Raw genomic sequence first — 19,162 nt, forward strand, 5'->3', positions numbered from 1 at the left:
CTAGTTATAAAGAGTCTTTCTGAACCACTTATCAGCAAAATTGAAGCCGATTCTCAGATTGATGTAATTCTGGTTGATAAGGTTGTTTTGAAGAGTTCCTCTCTTACCGACTTCAACTCCTATTTCAAGACCACTCATCCTTGTGATACTGCTGTTTTTGAACGGAAGCATTACCCCTGCAGAAATACCGAATTTATTGATGCTGGTTCCTTCCAGATTAAGACTTCCTCTTTCATAGAAGGCCCCATATCTGTAGATTACCCTTGAGAAATAGTTTCTGAAGTTATTATAGTTCGGAAGGTACCAACCACCGGCAGAAATTCTGTAAGTATCCTGGAAGTTAAGTGTTTTACCAAAATAAGAAATATCTTCTCCTTTTTTGTAATCAAGCTGTCCGGAAACAAACCAGTGATTTTCACTTCCATATCCAACCCCTAAGGATGCCTGCAGCGGAAGAAGGTTTTTAGATTTTGTATCTTTTTGTTCTATAATGGTTTCTGATCCTACAACTTTAGTGGTTTCCTGAACATCAGAATATCTGTATGTACTGTTGGTATACTGCGTTGTCATGTTGCTGGTATTACCAAAAGTAGCCGTTGCACCTATTGTAAACTTCTTATCCGTACGTGTATTTAAAGTTTGATAACTTGTACCTAGGGTAAAGTTGAAGTTTCTGATTCTGTTTTTTGTTTCATAACCATTAACGTACTCTCCGGTATATGTACCAAGATCTCTGTTATAAGCACGGAATTCATTCAGGTCATTTAAATCTCCAAAATAAAGATTGGCTTTTGCACCTACTGAAAACTCCTGATTGATCTTATAAGAAACAGCAAGTTGAGCAATGTTCAGAGTACCGCTTCCTTTAAAGTTATTTTTGTAAAGAGGAGTTTTGTCTGCGTCAAGTTGTTCATTCACAATATCATAACTTTTAGAGCTGTATGGCTGATAGGATATCCCCATTTTTACTTTTGGAGATAAAGGAAATGCCAGTGCAATATTGGAAAGGTACGTAGAATGCTTTGTAGATTTCATATCGTTATAGTTCGATTTGAAATAATTGTTTTCGTTGGTAGCTTCCAGCCTGATGCTTGTAAGCTCGAAATTGGCATTGTTTGCCGGGTTGGCAAAATTAAAACTACTGGTGAAATCACTTATAAAAGCAGTTGATATACCTCCCATGGAAGCCGTTTCGATCGTATTATCATATTTCACATCTCCAATTCCATAAGCTGCATAAGGAGAGTTGCTTAGACTCTGTGCATTCAGAAAATATCCAGCTGATATGAATGATACTACAAAGATTTTTTTCATTCTTTATTTTTAAAACAATGCGCAAATATCTTAAATATTAATGAATTGTAAAAATTATATGTGGTTAAAGTTTGTTAAGGGCTTATATAATGGGAAATTTTGAATCTTTACAGATTATTTATTGTGAATTGCCATTCAGGGTGAATGGTGAATCGTTAATCCGCTTTGCTTGTGAATTTATTTTGAGTACGGCTATTATTCACTATTCACTTTGCAGCGCAAAAATTGGCGATTGACCCTTCCCAGATTTCCTCCTGATTTCTTATCTTTGAAACATGAATTGGGAGAATATCGCCGGACAAACGAATCTGAAAAAACTTCTTAGAGAAAGCATTGCCGAAAACAGAGTGAGCCATGCCCAACTTTTTGTAGGAAAAGAGGGATACGGAACGCTGCCTATGGTATTAGCCTACGCAAGAGAAATTTTAAGCCTGGAAAATGAACATGCTGCTGCAAAGGTAGAACACCTTAATCACCTGGATCTGCATTTCAGTTTTCCTGTTTTTACAGATAATAAAAATTCTTTAAGCAAAAATAAGTTTGATGATTTCAGGGAAATGATTCTGGCTTCACCTTATTCAAGCTACGATGACTGGACTGCTTTTTTAGAATCAGAAAATAAACAGCTTTTCATTTCTGCGGATGAAATTGATGATCAGAACCAAAAATTCTCATTAAAAAGTTATGAAGGAGGAACCAAAATCCTCATTGTATGGAGAGCTGATAAAATGAATGTGGCAGCTTCCAATAAATTCCTGAAGTTTTTGGAAGAACCTCCTGCAAAGACGATTATTCTTTTAACAGCAGAAAGTACAAACGATATCCTTCCCACAATCCTTTCCAGAACACAGATTGTGGAAATCCCGAGAATTAATGATGAGGATATTGAAAATCATCTTAAAAAGAATTTCTCTGTCTCAGAAGAGAAAGTGAGGGAAATTGTGCATGAAGCACAAGGAAATCTTAATGAGGCTGTTAAGCTCTTGAATTCGGGAGAGAAGTCCAATGAATTTGAAAAGCTTTTCGTGCAGTGGGTACGCGATGCATTTATGGTAAAAAAGAAACCTGAATATTTAAGAAGTATTATTTTGTGGGCAAGGGAAATTGCCGGATGGAACAGAGAAAAGCAGAAAAACTTCTTAAATTACTGTTCTGAAATTTTCAGATTGGCATTACTTCAGAATTACCAGTCTGAAAATCTGGTTTATAAAAAGATTAATGCGAACGGCTTCAACTGGGCGGGGTTTTCAAAATTCATCAGCGGAGCTAATATTGAAAGTATTTTAGAAGAAATTAATACGGCAGACCTGCACCTTACCCGAAATGGAAATCCTAAGATTGTATGGACCGATCTGGGGATAAAATTATCAAGATATATTCATAAAAGCGTATAAAATAAAAGACTCCGGTTATAGTACCGGAGTTTTGCTTTATAATAAGTAAAGCTTAAGCTTCTTTTACTTTTACAGTCGGGTTGTTTGAGTTGTAAATCACAGTCTTTATGATGAGCGTCAGCGCATGCTCTGATTTTCTTGCTCACCTATAAGCTTTTTAATGAAGTTTGAAATTCCTCAAGCTCTTTTTCCATAAAATCCGGTGCATTGAGCTGTCTTTGCATAGATCTAATATTACCAATGGTGCTTTCGAGGGCCATTTTGAACCATGGGAACTCCTGGCTTAAGGAAGTAAGTTTTGCTAAGGCTCTCAGAGCATTATCAGTTTGTGACAATTGTACTGCGTGTTCGTACCTGAAGACAGGGCAGTAGTAGTATTCTTCTGCCAGATAATCCCATGTATCATTGTCTGCCTCAGTATTCATCAGATACAGCATGGCAAAAATAGAGGAATCGGTGTAGCCTTCAGAGAACCTGAAACAATCGAACACAGACTCTGTATCATTCCGTTGTATCTTCTTTTCAAATACATCATGAAACAGCTGATGAGAAAGTTCCTTGTCTGAATGATTTCCCACGATATGAAGAACTGTAGCATACTCTACTTTTACGGAATCATCTTCAGGGTGATTTTGATAAGCGGTCTCAATGTATTCCCTGGCGGTGGCATTATCCAGTAAAACCCGGTGAAGTTTTGAAATTGAAACAAGTTCTTCTTTGGTGAAGTGCCTTTTGTCTGACATTTTTTCCTCAAAATAATGAAGAGCTTTTTTAGCATAACGATCCTTTACAAATCTTTCAATTACTTGCCAGTGTTCAAGTTTTTCAAATTGAGATTGATCCCAGAAACCATATAATAATGAAATACGGTCCCATTTTGAATGAATGCCTGACCATTCCATGAAAAGATCCTCATAAGCCTGATGAGCAGAAAGGATATTACCCTTGCCGTCCTTGATTTCAATGTTGATTTCAATACCCGGATCAGAATGAAATCTTTTAAAGGCTTCAATAAATTCAAGATCGAAGCGATTTCCGGCTTCACTTATTTCAGCAACTTTCTCTTTTGATGCGGTGTTTGTTTCTTCAGCCAATGTGGATGGTGTATCTTCAGGTAATGCTCCAGCTATTACTTCATCCGGAGAATCAGGTTTGAAATATATTTCATCTGTCTGATTTTTCTTCTTCTTTTTCTTAAAAAGGAAATCAAAAAAGCCCATAAAATTCGTTTTTTTGTAAATATAGTATCTTTTTAAACTTTTACTGGATTTTCGGATAAATCTTACATATAAACAGTTCTTTTATTAAGGTAGGGGCGCCTGAAGCCGGAAGAGCCAGGTTATTGTTTTGCTTGTTTATAGAGTCCATCTTTTAATAATAATACATTAAATCTATATTAAAAAATCAATCAATCGTTTGATTTGATTAAAAACTTATGTAAATTTGCGCCCTGAAAAAAGAACACTAACATGATTTCAAAAGAAGAAAATATACTGTTTGCAGCCGAAAAGCTCTTTGCAGAGAAGGGGTTCGAAGGAACTTCTACCCGGGAGATCGCCAAGGCAGCTAATGTAAACATCTCTATGATCTCGTATTATTTTGGTTCCAAAGAAAAACTTTATGAGAAGCTGGTTGAGTACAGGATGAATGAAGGCCAGTTTTTTTCAAAAGATCTTTTGGGAAGAACAGATATCAATGAATGGGAGAAGATTGAAAAGGTAATTGATCAGTTTTCAAACAAAATTCAGAATCAAAAATGTTTTTACAGGATCATGCAGAGAGAGCAGCTTCATACTAAAAACCCTCAGATTGTAGAGTTTTTAAAGCAGACAAAAATGGGATTCCTTTCCATGTATTCACAAATATTGGAAAGTGGTCTTAAGAATGGAATTTTCACCAAAAACCCACCTATCTATCTGCTTCATTCAACAGTAAGCGGAACTTTATTTTATGCATTCAATGCAAAAGAAATGTATAAAGAATTCCTTAATGATACGGAAGATGAGAGTGTTTTTGATGCAACATATTATACAGAACTTAATAAACATATAAAATATTTACTAAAAGACCTTTTAGGTTATGAAGAGAATAAATAACTCAGTGATTGCATTATCACTATTCGTAGGAATAGCAAATGCAAATGCTCAGGAGAAAAAAACACTTTCTCTTGACGAAGCTGTGCAGCTGGGAATCCAGAACAGCAAGAATCTCAAGATCGATGCAGCCAAGATCGAAGAGGCTACAGCTGATCTTTTGGAAGCTAAAAACAGACAGTTACCGGAACTGAAGGTCTCAGGTAGCTATATGTATCTTCCTATAAAACCGAATGTTGATATAAAACTTCCGGGAGTGTCAGGCGGAGCAGGAGGCCCTGAAGTACACCAGGTACTTTACGGTTCAGCCAATCTTAGTGTTCCTATCTACAGCGGAGGAAGAATCAAGTACGGAATTCAATCGGCAAAATATTTGGTAGAAGCCTCTAAATTGAGCACTGAAAATGATAAGGTAGCTATTGCCTATAATGTTGCTCAGGCTTATAATAACCTGTTTAAAGCTAATCAGTCTATCAAGGTGTTTGAAGAAAATCTTGCAGCTTCCCAAAAAAGAGATGAAACATTCCTTAAAATGGAAAACAACGGATTGATCGCCAGAAATGACAGATTAAAAGCCAATCTTCAAACTTCAAATATTGAACTTCAATTATTGGAAGCTAAGAATAACTACAATATTGCCAATATCAATATGGACTTGTTGTTAGGACTTCCTGAAACTACTGAACTTGAGGTGGATCAGAATTATATTGAAGAAGGAACAGAGGTAAAGCCGGTTGATTTCTATGTGAGCGAAGCTAAAGAAAACCGTAAAGATCTTCAGGCCCTGTCTAAACAAAGACAAGCTGCCGAATTGGGAACTAAGGCGGCAAAAGCGGAAAATCTTCCTTCAATTGCCTTTACAGGTGGTTATATAGCAGCTGATATTCCGAAGTTTCTTACCGTTTATAATGCCGTAAATGTAGGAATCGGAATTTCCTATAATTTATCCAATATCTGGAAAGAAAACTCTTCATTGAGACAATCAAAAGCAAGAGAAAAGCAGCTGGCTGCCACAGATGAGCTGTTAAATGATAATATTAAGCTTGATGTAAACAGAGAGTATCAGAATACGGACTATTCTAAAAAGAGAATTATCGTTTTCGAAAAATCTGCAGAACAGGCTAATGAAAACTACAGAATCACAAAAAATAAATATGACAACGGTCTCGCAACCATGACAGAATTGTTGGATGCAGACGCAGCTCAGATCGCAGCTAACGTTGGCGTTATTAATGCAAAGGCAGATGCTGCACTGGCATACAGAAAACTATTACAGACAACAGGAACTTTAACAATTAAATAATCAGATCGAAACCAAAATGGAAAATAATAATACACAGGCAGCTGAACCTAAAAAGAAAAAAAGTTTAGTTTTTCCTATCATTTTAGCAGCAGTAGTAATCGGAGGAGGAATCTACGGTTACAGAGCCTATAGTTACGGACAGTATCACGAAGAAACTGACGATGCTCAGATTGCTTCGAATATGTCTCCAGTAATTTCTAAGATCTCCGGATACGTAGCAGAAGTAAAAGTAAAAGATAACCAGTTCGTGAAGAAAGGAGATACTTTGGTGATTTTAGATAACAGAGATCAGAAAATGGCCCTTGAGCAATCACAGGCTGCGTTATCTACAGCCAAAAGTAATATTTCGAATGCAGAAGCTACTACAACAGCTACTTCAAAAAATATCGGGTCTTCAGAAGCAGCAGTAGTAACAGCAAATGCTCAGATAGAAGCAGCAAAAGTAAATGTTTGGAAAACTTCTCAGGATTTGAAAAGATATGCGAATCTTGTTAAAGATCACTCTATTACAGAGCAGCAATATGAGCAGGCTTTGGCTGCAAAACAATCTGCAGACAGACAGTTACAGGTCTTAATTGATCAAAGAAACCAAATTGCTCAGCAAACGCATATTGCTTCCTCTCAGACGGCTGCAAGCTCACAACAAATCAGTGTTGCAGGATCTGTGGCTAAGCAGAGAGAAGTAGACGTTGAAAATGCCAGATTAAATTTATCATACACGGTAATTCTTGCTCCTGAAGACGGGTATGTAGGAAAAGTACCTACACAGGCAGGTCAGTATCTGCAGGCGGGAGCACAATTATTCGCTTTGGTTAAAAATGACCAGAAATGGGTAGTGGCTAACTTTAAAGAAACGCAGGTAGATAAAATGGTAGAAGGTCAGAAAGTAAAAATTGAGATTGATGCTTTTCCTGATAAGGAATTTGAAGGGGTGGTAAGCTCTTTCTCTCCGGCTACAGGTGCAACCTTTTCTATTCTTCCTCCGGATAATGCAAGTGGTAACTTCGTAAAAGTAGTTCAGAGACTTCCTGTGAAAATCGATTTTGTAAATCTTGACAAGAATATTGCAAAAAGATTGAGAACAGGAATGAACGTTAAGGCAGAGGTTTCGTTGAAATAACACTTAAAATTGTTAAAAGTCAATTAACTTCGTTTTTAATAGTGGATCAGTCTTACTTTCAATTTAAAATGAACAGTTTAAAATTCATTATTCACTTGCGAAGCAAAATTCACCATTGATTTTTTACATCGAAAAAAAATATGCAAGATTCATTAGTAGAATATGGAGCGCGGAGAGTAATCATTACGATTACAGCTATCCTTTGTGCCCTTCTTGAGATTGTAGACTCCACGATTGTTAATGTTGCCTTGAATGAGATGAAGGGGAATCTTGGAGCTACACTTTCAGAAGTGGGCTGGGTAATTACAGCATATGCGATCGGGAACGTTATTATTGTTCCGATGACCAGCTGGCTGTCACAGCAATTTGGACGTAGAAATTATTTTGCGGCTTCCATCATTATATTTACCGTATTTTCATTTTTATGTGGAAATGCGACCAATATCTGGGAACTCGTTTTCTTCAGATTGATGCAGGGAATCGGTGGGGGAGCTTTATTGGTGACCTCGCAGACGATCATTACGGAATCTTATCCAATTGAAAAAAGAAGTATGGCCCAGGCTATTTATGGTCTTGGGGTAATTATTGGTCCAACTTTAGGGCCGCCTCTTGGAGGATATATCGTTGATAATTTCAGCTGGCCGTATATTTTTTATATTAATATCCCGATCGGGATTGCTGCCACGTTGATGACACTTCAGTTTGTAAGAAGCCCTAAATATGCAGAGAAACGTAAAGTTTCGGATGTTGACTGGATTGGAATTGCGTTGCTGGCCATAACAGTAGGTTCATTACAGTTCATTCTGGAAAGAGGACATGAAGAAGACTGGTTTGCCAGCGGAATGATTGTAGCATTTACAGTAGCAGCAGTGCTAGGATTTATATTATTCCTCTGGAGGGAGCTTACCTTTAAATATCCGATCGTTGAGCTCAGGGTACTTAAAAATAGTAATCTGAGGATCGGAACCATGATGTCATTCGTACTAGGATTTGGGCTTTATGGTTCAACATTCATCGTTCCGCTTTATACTCAGAGTATTTTAGGTTGGACAGCACTTCAGTCAGGAGCTTTGATGATTCCGGCTGCTTTAACGACCGCATTCATGATGCCTATCATCGGTAGATTGCTGGCAAAAGGTGCAAAACAGCAGATTTTGGTTTCCCTGGGATTATTCATCTTCTTTGTTTATAGCTTCTGGGGGTATAAAATTCTGACACCGGATACAAGTAAAGACGCATTTTTCTGGATGCTTATTGTAAGAGGAGCCGGTCTTGGATTATTGTTTATCCCGATCACGTCCCTTTCATTAAGTACATTGCAAGGACAGGAGATTGGTCAGGGAGCAGCATTTACCGGAATGATGAGACAGTTGGGCGGATCTTTTGGGATTGCCGCAATCACTACCTTTATCGCCAATGCCGGGCAGAAATACAGGAACAACTTAATCTCCCATCTTGACGAAAATAGTTTTGATGTCCAGCAAAGACTAAGTACACTTAAAGCAAGCTTTGTAGCAAAGGGAATGACACCTGATGCCGCAATGAATGCCGCGTATAAAATGCTGGATCTCTCAGTAACCAAGCAAGCAACGGTATTATCCTATATGGATGTATTTCTTTACCTCGGGATAATATTTTTAATATGTATTCCGTTCATCTTATTTATAAAAGAGAGAAAGAGTAAAGAAAAAATAGATTTGAGTGAAGCCATGCACTAAATTTAAATTAAAAACCTTCGGAATTTTTCGAAGGTTTTTTGTTTAAAGATCATAAGGAATTGACGGATATTTTTCTTTCTCAAAATCCAAAATTCAAATAAAATTAATATCACTTATTGGAGAATTTATTAATTTTTTCTAGCTTTACGCTATCAAATGAAAAAGATGAATAGATTCCTTCTCCCTCAAAATACCCCTTCAAAAGGCTCCGGTTGAGGCATGTCATCAGATTTTTATCTGAAATAAATGTCAACTTTTTGATGTCTTTATCAAAAACAGGAGACCGTATTTACAATTTTCCGGAAAGCCGACTTCGATACTAATATTTAAACTAACCATGATCTCAAAATATATTAACTATGAATCAAATTCAACTGCCGGAAACCTATGTGGCATTATCAGATTTCAGAAAACATGATATTTATCTTCCCGGAATGAATGAAGCTCAGATCATTTCTGAATTTTTTCCCGGAACTTTTACAGAGCTTACCCAGCGTCTTTCGGATATCACCGGAGCATTTTATGGAGGTTTGCTCAAACAGGCAGGGAAGCTTTATGGAGCAGAAGCTATTGAACAGCTTTCCACTACTTTCATGTATGATCTGGGTTCAAGAATGACATTGAAAAATATGGAAACAAAACCCAGTCTTCAGCCTGGAATCCCGGCGGCAGCAAAAATACTTATAGGAGCAATATTTACATCCAGTCCCGAATATAATTTTGAATTTAAAGAATTAAATGACCACAAAGCCGAACTGCTGATTAAAGGAGTAGACCGCTACCATAAAATAACACAAAGCCTGCAGATTGCAGGCTTATTGAAATGGCCGGTGATAAAACCTTTTATAAAGGGAGTTTGCGATACCATGGGACTGGATGTTTTACTGGAAATAAAAGTTCTGAAACTTGATCCGGACAGTTCATGTGTGTATGAGATAATAATATCAGATAAATAAGATAATCTCAATATAAAATAGCGTGGAGAATCATATATAAGCTTCAAATAAAGAAGTTTAAATTTTGTTTTCCCACTCCCTATTTTCAAATTTTAACTTTCAACTTTTATCTAATTTTGCTATCCACTCAATACCGCTGATATCAATCAGTTTTAATGAGTGGATTTTTTCCTTCTGTAAAATATCCCCGATACCGATCATCATATCAGCTTTTGCACCCAATGGAATAATAAGGCTATGTTTACCGGGTTTTACTTTAGCCACATAATGGTTTCGGATATGATCTTCAGGAAACATAGAAAGTTCCTTATGATTCAATTCTTTGAGAATATTTCCATCTTTATCCAGAATATGGACCCCTATCAGGAAAGAGCCGTAAACATCGGCTCCTTCCGTTCTGTAAACTTCAAATTTTAAAACTGAATGATCATGTGAGACATTGGAAATCTCTACTTTTGGTTTTACGGATTTATTATGCAATGTGCCCCAGACTCCGCCATGGAAATACTGATTGGTGTAAAGAGTAAGCACCAATATGGCCAGAGATCCGGTGAGTACAAAAACTTTAGGTTTTAAAACCGGAAGATCCCCGGATCCCAGCCATTGAAACCATTTTTTCTGAGTGAAAGTTTTATTTTTCTTTATTAAAAAATAATCCAGTGAATAAGGGCCGCTGCCTGTAAGGAACAGAACAAATCCGCCTGCAATCCCAAGAACTCCTATCTGCCATTCATCAACACAGGTAGTTCCCAGCCAGCCGGAACCCAGAAGAATTCCTAATGCAAGGCTGAAAATTCCGATACTCATCAGCCGCGTAAATAATCCTAGAATAATGAGTAATCCTACGATAGCTTCAATTATGGTAAAGATCATCATAGACCGCTGCAAGGCATCAGGATGAGTAACCAGATATTCTATAACAGGTTTAATACCTAAAGCATTAGGAAGAAAGTGATTGAATTTTTCCCCAATATATCCTTTTTCATCAGGAATAAGTTTGTTTTCAAGGACAAGTCTGCGCCAGAAGGCTGAAAAGTAGGTCCATCCGATAACCATGCGGAGGGATAAAGTATAGAGTCCAGCCAGATCAGAAGACCGGCTGTTGGTAGTATGTTTCATTGAAATAAATATTGTATTGTAAAAAACTGTTTTTTCCTTAGGTATAAAAGAATTTATGCCAGATTAAGTTTCAGTCTTTTAAACAAAATGTATTTCGGGGGACTGTTTCCGGTAGTATATCCGGAATAATGATTAAAAGTGAATCTTCCTTCCCGGATATTTTTTGGGTTGGAATTGAAATTCACTAACAAATCCTCGTGTTTGCGCTGTATTTTATTTTTTGAAACAGAACATCTGTTAGAAGTTGCTGCATCACAGCTGAAGGAAAGAGTAGAAGTGGTTTTTACTTTATTTAAACCACTGATATATTGAATATCAAAAATATCAAGCACATTTCTTTTCACAGAACATGGAGACAATGAAAACACCAGTATAAGCATCGTAATGATGGCTTTATAAGTCTTCATATGGATTCCTGTGTTTGACATGATTACAAAACTACACTTTATTTTAATGTAAGCTTCATAAATTTCAAGAATTCATCCTGCTGGTCTACAAATAAATAATGCGAACAGTTATCAATAAGCCTAAAATTCTTTTTCCCTACAATACTTTCAAGGTCATTCAGCTGCTTTTCAGAAAAAATTCCGTCATTCTTGCCATATATTGCAAAAACTGGAATCTTCTTTTTCATGATATCTTTTAAAACGGCTTTATTATCAAGGTTATTGAGCGGTTCGTTCTGATAGAATATAAGAGGAGAATTGGGGTTTCTGAAATTGGCTTTATAGAATTCACCGGATTCGTATTCTGTTCTTAATGCCTTACTTTCAGGGGTTGGATCTGGCATATCAAAGAAATCCATCTTTCCGGCAATTCCATAACATCTTTTTCTGTAGGCTGCTGAATTTTTATTCAGGCTTTCTATTTCTGCAACCTCTTTGAGTTGAGCCGGATCATTTCTGAAATGTTCCTTTGCCTGTTTCAGGATATGGTCATAAGTTTCCTGTTGGGAAAACAAAGCTCCGGCAAGTGTCAGTGAGCTTACTTTTTCCGGGAACTTATCCGTAAAAAGAGTTCCGATGATCCCTCCGAAACTATGGGCCAGAATATTTGCTTTTTTGATTTTATAAGTTTTATAAATACCTTTTAAATCATCAAAGCTTTCATTAAAAGTCATGGTTGCATTTTCATCTTTTGAGCGCCCTTCACCACGTCTGTCATATACGATTACATAAAATCCTTTATCTGCAAGTTTTTGTGCAGTAGTCCCTTCAAATAAGGTTGCATTTCCGCTCGGTCCGCCATGAATAAATATAACAGGTGTATTTTTCGGATTTCCGTACGCCCTGGAATATAAATGTTGGGCTTTAACTACGAAAGAACATATAATAAACAGGATAGAAAACGGTAATTTCATAATGATGATATTGAGTCTTCTAAACTACTAAATAATCCGTGAACCTAATGGGAGAAAATGATTTGAATTATTGCTAAATTTAAGAATTAAAAAAATACTACTGACGGACAGTTGTCACAATCCCGCTTTATATTTACACTCAGAAACTTTTAGAAACAATACAATATGAACACAAATAATTTTGATACCCTTATAAAACGTTCGTTAGACATCCGGGAAAAGTATCATCAGCTGGAAATAAAAGGTAACGGATCAGAATGGACACTGGAAGAAGATGCTCTGGCTTATCTTACCGATGCAGGCTTAGTTGGGAGAAATGTGATGTCTCATCAGAAAACCTGGCTGAAAAAGGATTCAGCAGAAGAATTAGAACATAAATTAGCAGAAAATATCTGGTGGCTGATTGTTCTTGCAGATCGTGTAGGAATTGATATTAAAGAAGCACTGGAAAAATTCTTAACTAAAACAGAAAATATATTGTAATGAGTTATTGTCTGGCAATAGAAGGCATGCAGCCACAAAGCAGAAAAGAACTGCATAAAAATTATCATGATAACTATTATGGATTCCCAATTCATGATGATAATGAACTGTTCGGAAGACTGATTCTTGAAATCAATCAGGCAGGATTAAGCTGGGAAACTGTTTTAAAAAAAGAAGAAAGCTTCAGAAAAGCGTATGATAATTTTGATATTCAGAAAATTGCCGCTTATACTGAGGAAGATCGTGAAAGGCTTTTGAATGATTCCGGAATCATCAGGAATAAACTGAAAGTGAATGCTGCTATCGAAAACGCTAAAACGATTATCGGACTACAGAACGAATTCGGTTCTTTTGAAAAATGGCTGGAGCATCATCATCCTAAAACATTAGCGGAATGGATGAAACTTTTCAAGAAAACGTTCAAGTTTACAGGAGGTGAAATTGTAAATGAATTTTTAATGAGTACAGGATATCTGAGAGGGGCCCATGCAGAAAGCTGTCCGATTCACTCAAAAGTACTTTCTCAAAAGCCTTTGTGGAAGGAAGTTGAAAGAAAATAGGAGGATTCTCAATTATAATACAATGAATTTAGATGGCTGTAAAATAACACTAGGGTGTGGAGTATCAAACACTTCTATTTATTATTTCGCAGCCATCTAGATTCTGTAGTCATTTTTTGATGATTCTTTCATCAATTCTTTATGTTCATTCCCCCATTTTTCAAACTCAAGAATAATAGGTTTCAGTTTATAGCCTATTTCTGTAAGCTCATATTCTACACGAGGCGGAACTTCCGCATATACTGTTCTGGTAATAATTTTGTCTTCCTCCAGTCTTCGCAGCTGAAGAGTGAGCATTCGTTCCGTAATGTTCTGCAGTTTTTTCTTTAATTCACCGAACCTTAATTTACCGTTGATGAGGTAACAACAGATGGCCAGTGCCCATTGTCCACCGATAATATTGGATGCATAGATCTCCGGGCATTCATCAGAGAGCGCCTTCTTATTGGCAAAATTGGTGGATGTTTCCTTTATTTTAGTCATTACTTACATTTTTTATAGTACCATACAATGGGTTGCTAATGTACGGAATGTAAGTGATGTATTGTAATTTTGCAGTAGAAATTTACAATCAATGAAGACCTTAATTATTATCACCCATCCTGACATTGAAAAATCTGTTATCAATAAAAAATGGATGGAAGAACTGAAAAAATATCCTGAAAAATATACCGTTCATCAACTGTATGATGTTTATCCTGATAGAAAAATAGACGTTGCAAAAGAGCAGAATTTAATGGAGTCTTATGATAAAATTGTATTCCAGTTTCCTTTTTACTGGTTCAGCAGTCCGCCGCTTTTGAAACAATGGCTGGATGAGGTGGTTCTGTATGGCTGGGCTTATGGAAGCAGCAGTGGTTTCAAATTGGCCGGAAAGAAAATGTCTCTGGCCGTTACTGCAGGAATTGATGAAGAAGGATACAGTGCATCCGGGGAATATAAATACACGATGAACGAACTTTTCAGACCTTATGAACTGACTTTTGATTATATAAAAGCAGATTATAAAGAGCCTTTCGTCTATTACGGAATTGAAAGAGATTCTTCAGAAGAGTGGATCAACAGAAGTGTTCCCATGTATCTGGAGTTTCTGGATAGCTTATAATAATCAATGGGAATCTATTTAGTAAGAAAATCTATAATCCGGTAAAAAGATATAGAACCTGTTTAAACTTTTATTTTCTAAATAAGTTTAAACAGGTTCCAAGTGTATAAAAAGATTGAAATACAATTTAAACGATCTCTAAGATTGTACAAACAAACTGTTTTCCTAACGCAAAGTTTTCAATTTTAAAACTGTTGATTGTAAGTGAGCAAAGAATAGAATCAACTTCGTTGATTAGTAAAAGCTTGGGTATAAGCATACCGCTTCATCAGCGACAAAGTCGCATCATTTTGCTCCCTTAAAATAAGGGGTAATTATCCATAAACTTTGCGTTAATAATTTTTAATACACACTTAAGTTCACATAAGATGAAAATCTTTGATTTTCAACAAGACTTTAGTGTAATTCTTATACACAAAGTATATGGCTTAAATAGCTTAAGTTTTTAAAATGCTTTTGTGCCTTTTCTGGTTTAGTAAAAAAGTTTAAACAGATTTATATTTATAAATTGATTTCTTATATTTTTTTTCTGCAAATGTTTTTGGGAAGAATACCAAAAACATTTGCAGATGTATTTTGTTATACTATTTATCTGTAATGTTGGTAAAATTTATTATCAAAAATCTCAAAAGGGTCATACTTTCTTTTTAACTCAAAAAAAGATTCTGCTTGCGGATAAACTTTCCTCATTTTCTCTTTGCCGATGTGAAGTCGATAAGGAAGATAGAAAGTTCCTTCATTTTTCAAAGCAATATCAACGAGATGATTGGTTAATATTCTCATAGCCTCTTCCTGGTTGTCTGTTTTTTTCTGATTGAATAAAAATACAAATCCAAATACATTTTCCCTGGCGTAGTTCATGTAGCTGTCTTCATCTTTATTCACTGCGCGGATGGTAATATTAAGCAGATCAAGCCCTGAATTTTTTAAAACCGGTTTTATTTCTTTGATAAACTGGCTGAAATTTCTCTCCGGAATAAAATATTCCTGTAGTAGATCTGTAGAATTGGGATCTTTATTTTCAATGAGTGAAACGTGATCATTTAACAGTTCATTTCTGGAATACACTGCATTTTTGGTTATTTTATTCATTCCGGTTTCCAGATCCCAGCGAAGTCTTTTTCCGTATTCACTGTTTACTGTGCTTCGGAATACCAGACGTTTGGTTTCCTCATTTTTAGCATTTTGAAGAGGCAGAGGTAAAGGATTTTCATTCACTTTTTCAAAATAATTAATGGTAGCTTCTTCAAGGAATCGTTTATCTGAAATTCTTAATCTTCCGAAAACCAAATTAACTTCAGGGTTTCCGGAAATGAATTTTTTATAATAATTCGGGTATTGATCAGCACTAAGCCGAATATATTTATACTGAAGAGCAACATTGTCGACTACTTTCAATCGTACATCAAGAATAATCCCAAACAATCCATATCCCCCGATTGCCAGCTTAAAAAGTTCAGGATTTTCTTCCCGGCTGCAATTGAGAATTTTCCCACTGTGGTCCATCAGTGAAAAAGAAACAACACTTGAGGATATAGGAGGAAGGTTTTTCTGCCATCCATGACCGTTGACACTCATTGAACCACCAACAGAAAAAGAACTGAAGGCTTGCATTACAGCAATAGATTTCCCATGTTTGTCCAGATATTTGATTGCATCTTCCCAAAGCGCTCCGGAACCAATTGTTAGAATACTATTCTTTTCATCCAGTTCCATATGCTTATAAGGAAGCATATTCAGTAGGATGCCGTTGGGGTAGATGGTGTGTCCTCCCATACTGTGCTGAGCCCCGGCAATAGAGATTTTTAAATTCTTTTTTTTAGCGTATTGCAGAATCTGGTGAAGCTGATTTTCAATTTCCGGTTTGGAAGTTGGTACTTTAATCAGTGTATCGATTTTCGTTAAATTCAACTGGCTGGCATCATTGGTGTACCCTTTTGGAATTTCATTTTTACCATCAGATTCGTTCCACTTGGTTTTAAGAATATGAATAACAGGAATGGAAATAAAAATAAGGACTATGATCGTCCCTAATATAAAAAAATGTCTCTTTTTCATGGAAATTTAAAAAGCTAAAATACTTAAAAATCCTTATCCCACCGTTGGTGTATCCTCTTCCTTCAATATTTTTTTCTCTTTCATAGAGAGCATCATTCTTTCATATTTGTATTTTTCCCAGTTAAACAGATTCAGGAAATCCAGAGCAGCCTGAAAACCTCTATTGAAAAGCTCTTCTTTTTCTTCTCTTTTCATAAAGAAATTCAACCAGCTGCTGGTTCCACAGTTGACGGTTTGTATACTATAGAGTTTATAGAAAGTATGTTTGGTAAGAAATGTCTTATCATTGAATCCTTTCAACGTATTAATGATATTTCCGGCATAGCTGAAAGGTGTTTTAAGGATTTCCTTACTTGTTTTCCCTTTTTCAGACAGCATATCAGAATCATTGGTCAGTTGTACCCCAAAAAGAGGCATTCTTGGGTAAAAAACTTCATCTGCATGAAAAAGATCAATAGGGAAATTGGAAATACTTCCGCCATCAATAAAAACCCCGGCAGGATTAATATCGTCGGGTTTAGTATTCATCCAGTATCGCCAGGCATATTTTACGGAGTCATCATTCTTGTTGATCTCTTTTCGAAAGGGTTCAAAAAAGAAAGGAACTGCCATAGAAGCTCTTACGAACTCCGCCGGGCTGATGTGTTTCAGTTCTTCTTCAGACCAATAGAGATTGGCCATGGTAGGAAGTTCCACCTTAATTTTTGCATTGATATCTGTAGTAATCACCACATATTCCGATCGGAGAAGATAAAACGGATTGTTTTTATAATAATCATTATTGGCGGCACTTTCGTAGAAAATCTTATATCTTGTTTCGTCAATATGTTCGCTGTTTTTCGCTTTGATCTTTTCGATACTTTGCAGGGCCGTTATATAATACTGCTGATCGTTTCCATAGCGGTAGTTGAGGTTGAGATCCTTTTCCTTTTGAATAAATTTTTCATTCAGTTGGGCTACTGTTTGTATTCCAAAATCTTCCAGAGCACGTTGCATGGTATTCTGGAAAGTATTTCCCGGATTTAGTCCGCTGTTCTCTTTTCTAAAGTTATTGTAGAGCTTTTTGATACAGAAAAAAAGGATAACAGCCGGAATCAAAGGAATTAAGAACATCAGTTTGGCATCTGTTATCGTTTCTGAAGGAGCAGCAAAAGGAATACTGACCAGAATAATAAACAAAATACCGGCAATAATAGCATTGATCTTAAAGAAATCCTTATTGTTCAGCATAGAATGCAAGGTGGTTTTTACATACGTTTTTCCATCCATAAAATCAGAAAAATCCCAGCTAAAGAGAATATTTTTGATAAGTTCACTTTTGGATTCTTCCTTCGTTCTGCAGGCTGCAATAAGCATGGTATTGATAGCACCGGCACTCGTTCCGGCAACTTTCAGAAAACGAACCCCGAATATTTCCAGTCCGTAAAGATATCCTACTAGTGCACTTCCCCAAACGCCGCCGCCTTCCTGTACAAATTCCACATACTGATTCCCATACTGATCCAGAAGATCAGAAAATTCTTTGGTTGAAATGTTCTCATGCAAAGCAATCAGTTTTTCCTTAGATGCCTGTGAAAGAGAAGGATCTTCCAGAATCTTATGTAGGTTTTCAGTTTTCATAGTATAGGTTTAAGTGTCATTACGAGCAGAAGCTGAAGTAATCTTAATCATTTAAAAAGCTACCATTGTCTTCGTCTCACATAAATAAACGTACTGATTACCACGGTTGCCATCACTCCCAAAGTAATAAAATATCCATGTTTATGGTGAAGTTCGGGCATATTTTCAAAATTCATCCCATACACTCCGGCAATAAATGTGATCGGTAAAAAATAAACCGAATAAATTGCCAGTACCTTCATGACCTGATTGGCCTTTTGATCCGAAAGTGCCAGGAACATGGAAATAAGGTTGGTAATCTGGATATTCAAATGATCAAAATCCGCAACTACATCTTTGTGCTTGTCTTTTAAATCCACAATTTCAGAGTCCTGAAGATCCAGTAATTTAAATTTGTCGATAGCATCTGTGGAAATGACCAACACCCTTGAATTAAGTCCAGATTTTCGTTTCAATTTATACAATCTCCGGATCTGGCTGGTGTGGTTGGTATTTTTAAGGAAAATCTCATTTTCAATATTGTCCATAGTTTCCAGTAAGCTGATGGATTCATCATCAAAACTTTTCATGATTAAAATGGCTATCATTAAAGCTATTTTTTGAGGGCTTACATCTTCCTGTGCTGCAGAGAGCTTTTTCTTTGTCTCAGAGATACTTCTGGTTTTCATCCTGTGGATGGTGATAATGGTCTTGCCCAGCAGGAAAATACCAATCTTGGTACTGATATCACTGATGGTATTAAGATTTTTCCTTTCAAGCTCTGTGCTTTCGCGAAGAAGGTAGAATTTTACACTTCCGTCTTCTTCATATTTCGGGAGGTGATTAGGATCTATGGTATCTTCCAGAAGGAGATTGTTGATTTCATATCTTTCATGAAGAAATTTAAGGTCTTCTGCAGTAGGAGCCTCCACATCTACCCATTCGCAGTGGGTGCTTCTGTATATCGTATCAATTGGCAT

Annotated in this window: 18 protein-coding genes; 9 read left to right on the forward strand and 9 right to left on the reverse strand. The window is 36.4% G+C overall.

Translation table 11 applies throughout. The features are described from left to right. Positions 1-1,314: a hypothetical protein gene (locus F3J23_RS03930; protein ID WP_167024349.1), complete on the reverse strand. Its 1,314-nt coding sequence runs from the start codon at positions 1,312-1,314 to the stop codon at positions 1-3. Between the two features lie 275 nt (positions 1,315-1,589). Here F3J23_RS03930 and F3J23_RS03935 point away from each other — a divergent pair, with 275 nt between their 5' ends. Next, positions 1,590-2,708 carry an ATP-binding protein gene (locus F3J23_RS03935; protein WP_167024351.1) on the forward strand — a complete coding sequence of 373 codons (1,119 nt, stop codon included), beginning with the start codon at positions 1,590-1,592 and terminating at the stop codon, positions 2,706-2,708. A 146-nt stretch (positions 2,709-2,854) separates the two neighbouring features. On the opposite strand, the gene F3J23_RS03940 is transcribed toward F3J23_RS03935, so the two are convergent. Continuing rightward, positions 2,855-3,928: a hypothetical protein gene (locus F3J23_RS03940; RefSeq protein ID WP_167024353.1), complete on the reverse strand. Its 1,074-nt coding sequence runs from the start codon at positions 3,926-3,928 to the stop codon at positions 2,855-2,857. A 249-nt stretch (positions 3,929-4,177) separates the two neighbouring features. Here F3J23_RS03940 and F3J23_RS03945 point away from each other — a divergent pair, with 249 nt between their 5' ends. The 5 genes from F3J23_RS03945 to F3J23_RS03965 all read left to right on the forward strand — a co-directional run bounded on the left by F3J23_RS03945 (position 4,178) and on the right by F3J23_RS03965 (position 9,898). Next, complete coding sequence (locus tag F3J23_RS03945; RefSeq protein WP_167024356.1) at positions 4,178-4,804, forward strand: TetR/AcrR family transcriptional regulator; 627 nt, start codon at positions 4,178-4,180, stop codon at positions 4,802-4,804. After that, on the forward strand, positions 4,788-6,104 hold the full coding sequence (locus tag F3J23_RS03950) for a TolC family protein (protein ID WP_167024359.1): 1,317 nt from the start codon (positions 4,788-4,790) through the stop codon (positions 6,102-6,104). The genes F3J23_RS03945 and F3J23_RS03950 overlap by 17 nt, the downstream gene beginning before the upstream one ends. Before the next feature lie 16 nt (positions 6,105-6,120). Continuing rightward, on the forward strand, positions 6,121-7,224 hold the full coding sequence (locus tag F3J23_RS03955; RefSeq protein WP_167024362.1) for an HlyD family secretion protein: 1,104 nt from the start codon (positions 6,121-6,123) through the stop codon (positions 7,222-7,224). Positions 7,225-7,364: 140 nt separating this feature from the next. Beyond that, entirely contained in the window at positions 7,365-8,942 is a 1,578-nt protein-coding gene (locus F3J23_RS03960; protein ID WP_167024365.1) for a DHA2 family efflux MFS transporter permease subunit, read from the forward strand. Between the two features lie 359 nt (positions 8,943-9,301). Beyond that, entirely contained in the window at positions 9,302-9,898 is a 597-nt protein-coding gene (locus F3J23_RS03965) for a hypothetical protein (RefSeq protein ID WP_167024368.1), read from the forward strand. Between the two features lie 99 nt (positions 9,899-9,997). Here F3J23_RS03965 and F3J23_RS03970 read toward each other — a convergent pair whose 3' ends face one another. Genes F3J23_RS03970 through F3J23_RS03980 form a run of 3 tightly spaced genes read right to left on the reverse strand, consistent with a single transcriptional unit; the run spans position 9,998 to position 12,377 of the window. Further along, positions 9,998-11,017, reverse strand: coding sequence for a TQO small subunit DoxD (locus F3J23_RS03970; RefSeq protein ID WP_167024371.1), 1,020 nt, complete (start codon positions 11,015-11,017; stop codon positions 9,998-10,000). 53 nt (positions 11,018-11,070) lie between these two features. After that, the gene (locus F3J23_RS03975; RefSeq protein WP_167024374.1) at positions 11,071-11,445 is read right to left on the reverse strand and encodes a hypothetical protein; all 375 of its coding nucleotides are present in this window, start codon (positions 11,443-11,445) and stop codon (positions 11,071-11,073) included. A 17-nt stretch (positions 11,446-11,462) separates the two neighbouring features. Continuing rightward, a complete protein-coding gene (locus F3J23_RS03980) occupies positions 11,463-12,377 on the reverse strand; it encodes an alpha/beta hydrolase (protein WP_167024377.1) in 915 nt (304 codons plus the stop codon). Between the two features lie 165 nt (positions 12,378-12,542). Between F3J23_RS03980 and F3J23_RS03985 the strand changes: the two genes are divergently transcribed. Then, a complete protein-coding gene (locus F3J23_RS03985) occupies positions 12,543-12,860 on the forward strand; it encodes a MazG-like protein (RefSeq protein ID WP_167024380.1) in 318 nt (105 codons plus the stop codon). Beyond that, positions 12,860-13,420, forward strand: a complete 561-nt coding sequence (locus F3J23_RS03990; RefSeq protein ID WP_167024382.1) for a DNA-3-methyladenine glycosylase I — start codon at positions 12,860-12,862, stop codon at positions 13,418-13,420. Before F3J23_RS03985 ends, F3J23_RS03990 begins: the two co-directional genes overlap by 1 nt. Before the next feature lie 96 nt (positions 13,421-13,516). On the opposite strand, the gene F3J23_RS03995 is transcribed toward F3J23_RS03990, so the two are convergent. Beyond that, positions 13,517-13,903, reverse strand: a complete 387-nt coding sequence (locus F3J23_RS03995) for a winged helix-turn-helix transcriptional regulator (protein WP_167024385.1) — start codon at positions 13,901-13,903, stop codon at positions 13,517-13,519. A gap of 91 nt (positions 13,904-13,994) precedes the next feature. Between F3J23_RS03995 and F3J23_RS04000 the strand changes: the two genes are divergently transcribed. After that, complete coding sequence (locus tag F3J23_RS04000) at positions 13,995-14,525, forward strand: NAD(P)H-dependent oxidoreductase (RefSeq protein ID WP_167024388.1); 531 nt, start codon at positions 13,995-13,997, stop codon at positions 14,523-14,525. 588 nt (positions 14,526-15,113) lie between these two features. On the opposite strand, the gene F3J23_RS04005 is transcribed toward F3J23_RS04000, so the two are convergent. The 3 genes from F3J23_RS04005 to F3J23_RS04015 are packed head-to-tail and all read right to left on the reverse strand — an operon-like array spanning position 15,114 to position 19,162. After that, positions 15,114-16,583: an FAD-binding oxidoreductase gene (locus F3J23_RS04005; protein ID WP_167024390.1), complete on the reverse strand. Its 1,470-nt coding sequence runs from the start codon at positions 16,581-16,583 to the stop codon at positions 15,114-15,116. Positions 16,584-16,616: 33 nt separating this feature from the next. Then, positions 16,617-18,203: a patatin-like phospholipase family protein gene (locus F3J23_RS04010; RefSeq protein ID WP_167024393.1), complete on the reverse strand. Its 1,587-nt coding sequence runs from the start codon at positions 18,201-18,203 to the stop codon at positions 16,617-16,619. A gap of 59 nt (positions 18,204-18,262) precedes the next feature. Next, positions 18,263-19,162 (reverse strand): CorA family divalent cation transporter, encoded by a 900-nt coding sequence (locus F3J23_RS04015; RefSeq protein ID WP_167024396.1) that lies wholly within the window; start codon positions 19,160-19,162, stop codon positions 18,263-18,265.

It is taken from the genome of Chryseobacterium sp. Tr-659 (assembly GCF_011752975.1).
Taxonomy (GTDB): Bacteria; Bacteroidota; Bacteroidia; order Flavobacteriales; family Weeksellaceae; genus Chryseobacterium.

What these genes read in the sequence shown, in the direction of transcription:
- F3J23_RS04005 (WP_167024390.1), bottom strand. Translation starts at nt 16,583, where the DNA reads ATGAAAAAGAGACATTTTTTTATATTAGGGACGATCATAGTCCTTATT.
- F3J23_RS03970 (WP_167024371.1), bottom strand. Translation starts at nt 11,017, where the DNA reads ATGAAACATACTACCAACAGCCGGTCTTCTGATCTGGCTGGACTCTAT.
- F3J23_RS04010 (WP_167024393.1), bottom strand. Translation starts at nt 18,203, where the DNA reads ATGAAAACTGAAAACCTACATAAGATTCTGGAAGATCCTTCTCTTTCA.
- F3J23_RS03945 (WP_167024356.1), top strand. Translation starts at nt 4,178, where the DNA reads ATGATTTCAAAAGAAGAAAATATACTGTTTGCAGCCGAAAAGCTCTTT.
- F3J23_RS03980 (WP_167024377.1), bottom strand. Translation starts at nt 12,377, where the DNA reads ATGAAATTACCGTTTTCTATCCTGTTTATTATATGTTCTTTCGTAGTT.
- F3J23_RS03940 (WP_167024353.1), bottom strand. Translation starts at nt 3,928, where the DNA reads ATGGGCTTTTTTGATTTCCTTTTTAAGAAAAAGAAGAAGAAAAATCAG.
- F3J23_RS03960 (WP_167024365.1), top strand. Translation starts at nt 7,365, where the DNA reads ATGCAAGATTCATTAGTAGAATATGGAGCGCGGAGAGTAATCATTACG.
- F3J23_RS03990 (WP_167024382.1), top strand. Translation starts at nt 12,860, where the DNA reads ATGAGTTATTGTCTGGCAATAGAAGGCATGCAGCCACAAAGCAGAAAA.
- F3J23_RS03985 (WP_167024380.1), top strand. Translation starts at nt 12,543, where the DNA reads ATGAACACAAATAATTTTGATACCCTTATAAAACGTTCGTTAGACATC.
- F3J23_RS03965 (WP_167024368.1), top strand. Translation starts at nt 9,302, where the DNA reads ATGAATCAAATTCAACTGCCGGAAACCTATGTGGCATTATCAGATTTC.
- F3J23_RS03950 (WP_167024359.1), top strand. Translation starts at nt 4,788, where the DNA reads ATGAAGAGAATAAATAACTCAGTGATTGCATTATCACTATTCGTAGGA.
- F3J23_RS03935 (WP_167024351.1), top strand. Translation starts at nt 1,590, where the DNA reads ATGAATTGGGAGAATATCGCCGGACAAACGAATCTGAAAAAACTTCTT.
- F3J23_RS04000 (WP_167024388.1), top strand. Translation starts at nt 13,995, where the DNA reads ATGAAGACCTTAATTATTATCACCCATCCTGACATTGAAAAATCTGTT.
- F3J23_RS03975 (WP_167024374.1), bottom strand. Translation starts at nt 11,445, where the DNA reads ATGTCAAACACAGGAATCCATATGAAGACTTATAAAGCCATCATTACG.
- F3J23_RS03930 (WP_167024349.1), bottom strand. Translation starts at nt 1,314, where the DNA reads ATGAAAAAAATCTTTGTAGTATCATTCATATCAGCTGGATATTTTCTG.
- F3J23_RS03955 (WP_167024362.1), top strand. Translation starts at nt 6,121, where the DNA reads ATGGAAAATAATAATACACAGGCAGCTGAACCTAAAAAGAAAAAAAGT.
- F3J23_RS03995 (WP_167024385.1), bottom strand. Translation starts at nt 13,903, where the DNA reads ATGACTAAAATAAAGGAAACATCCACCAATTTTGCCAATAAGAAGGCG.
- F3J23_RS04015 (WP_167024396.1), bottom strand. Translation starts at nt 19,162, where the DNA reads ATGCCAATTGATACGATATACAGAAGCACCCACTGCGAATGGGTAGAT.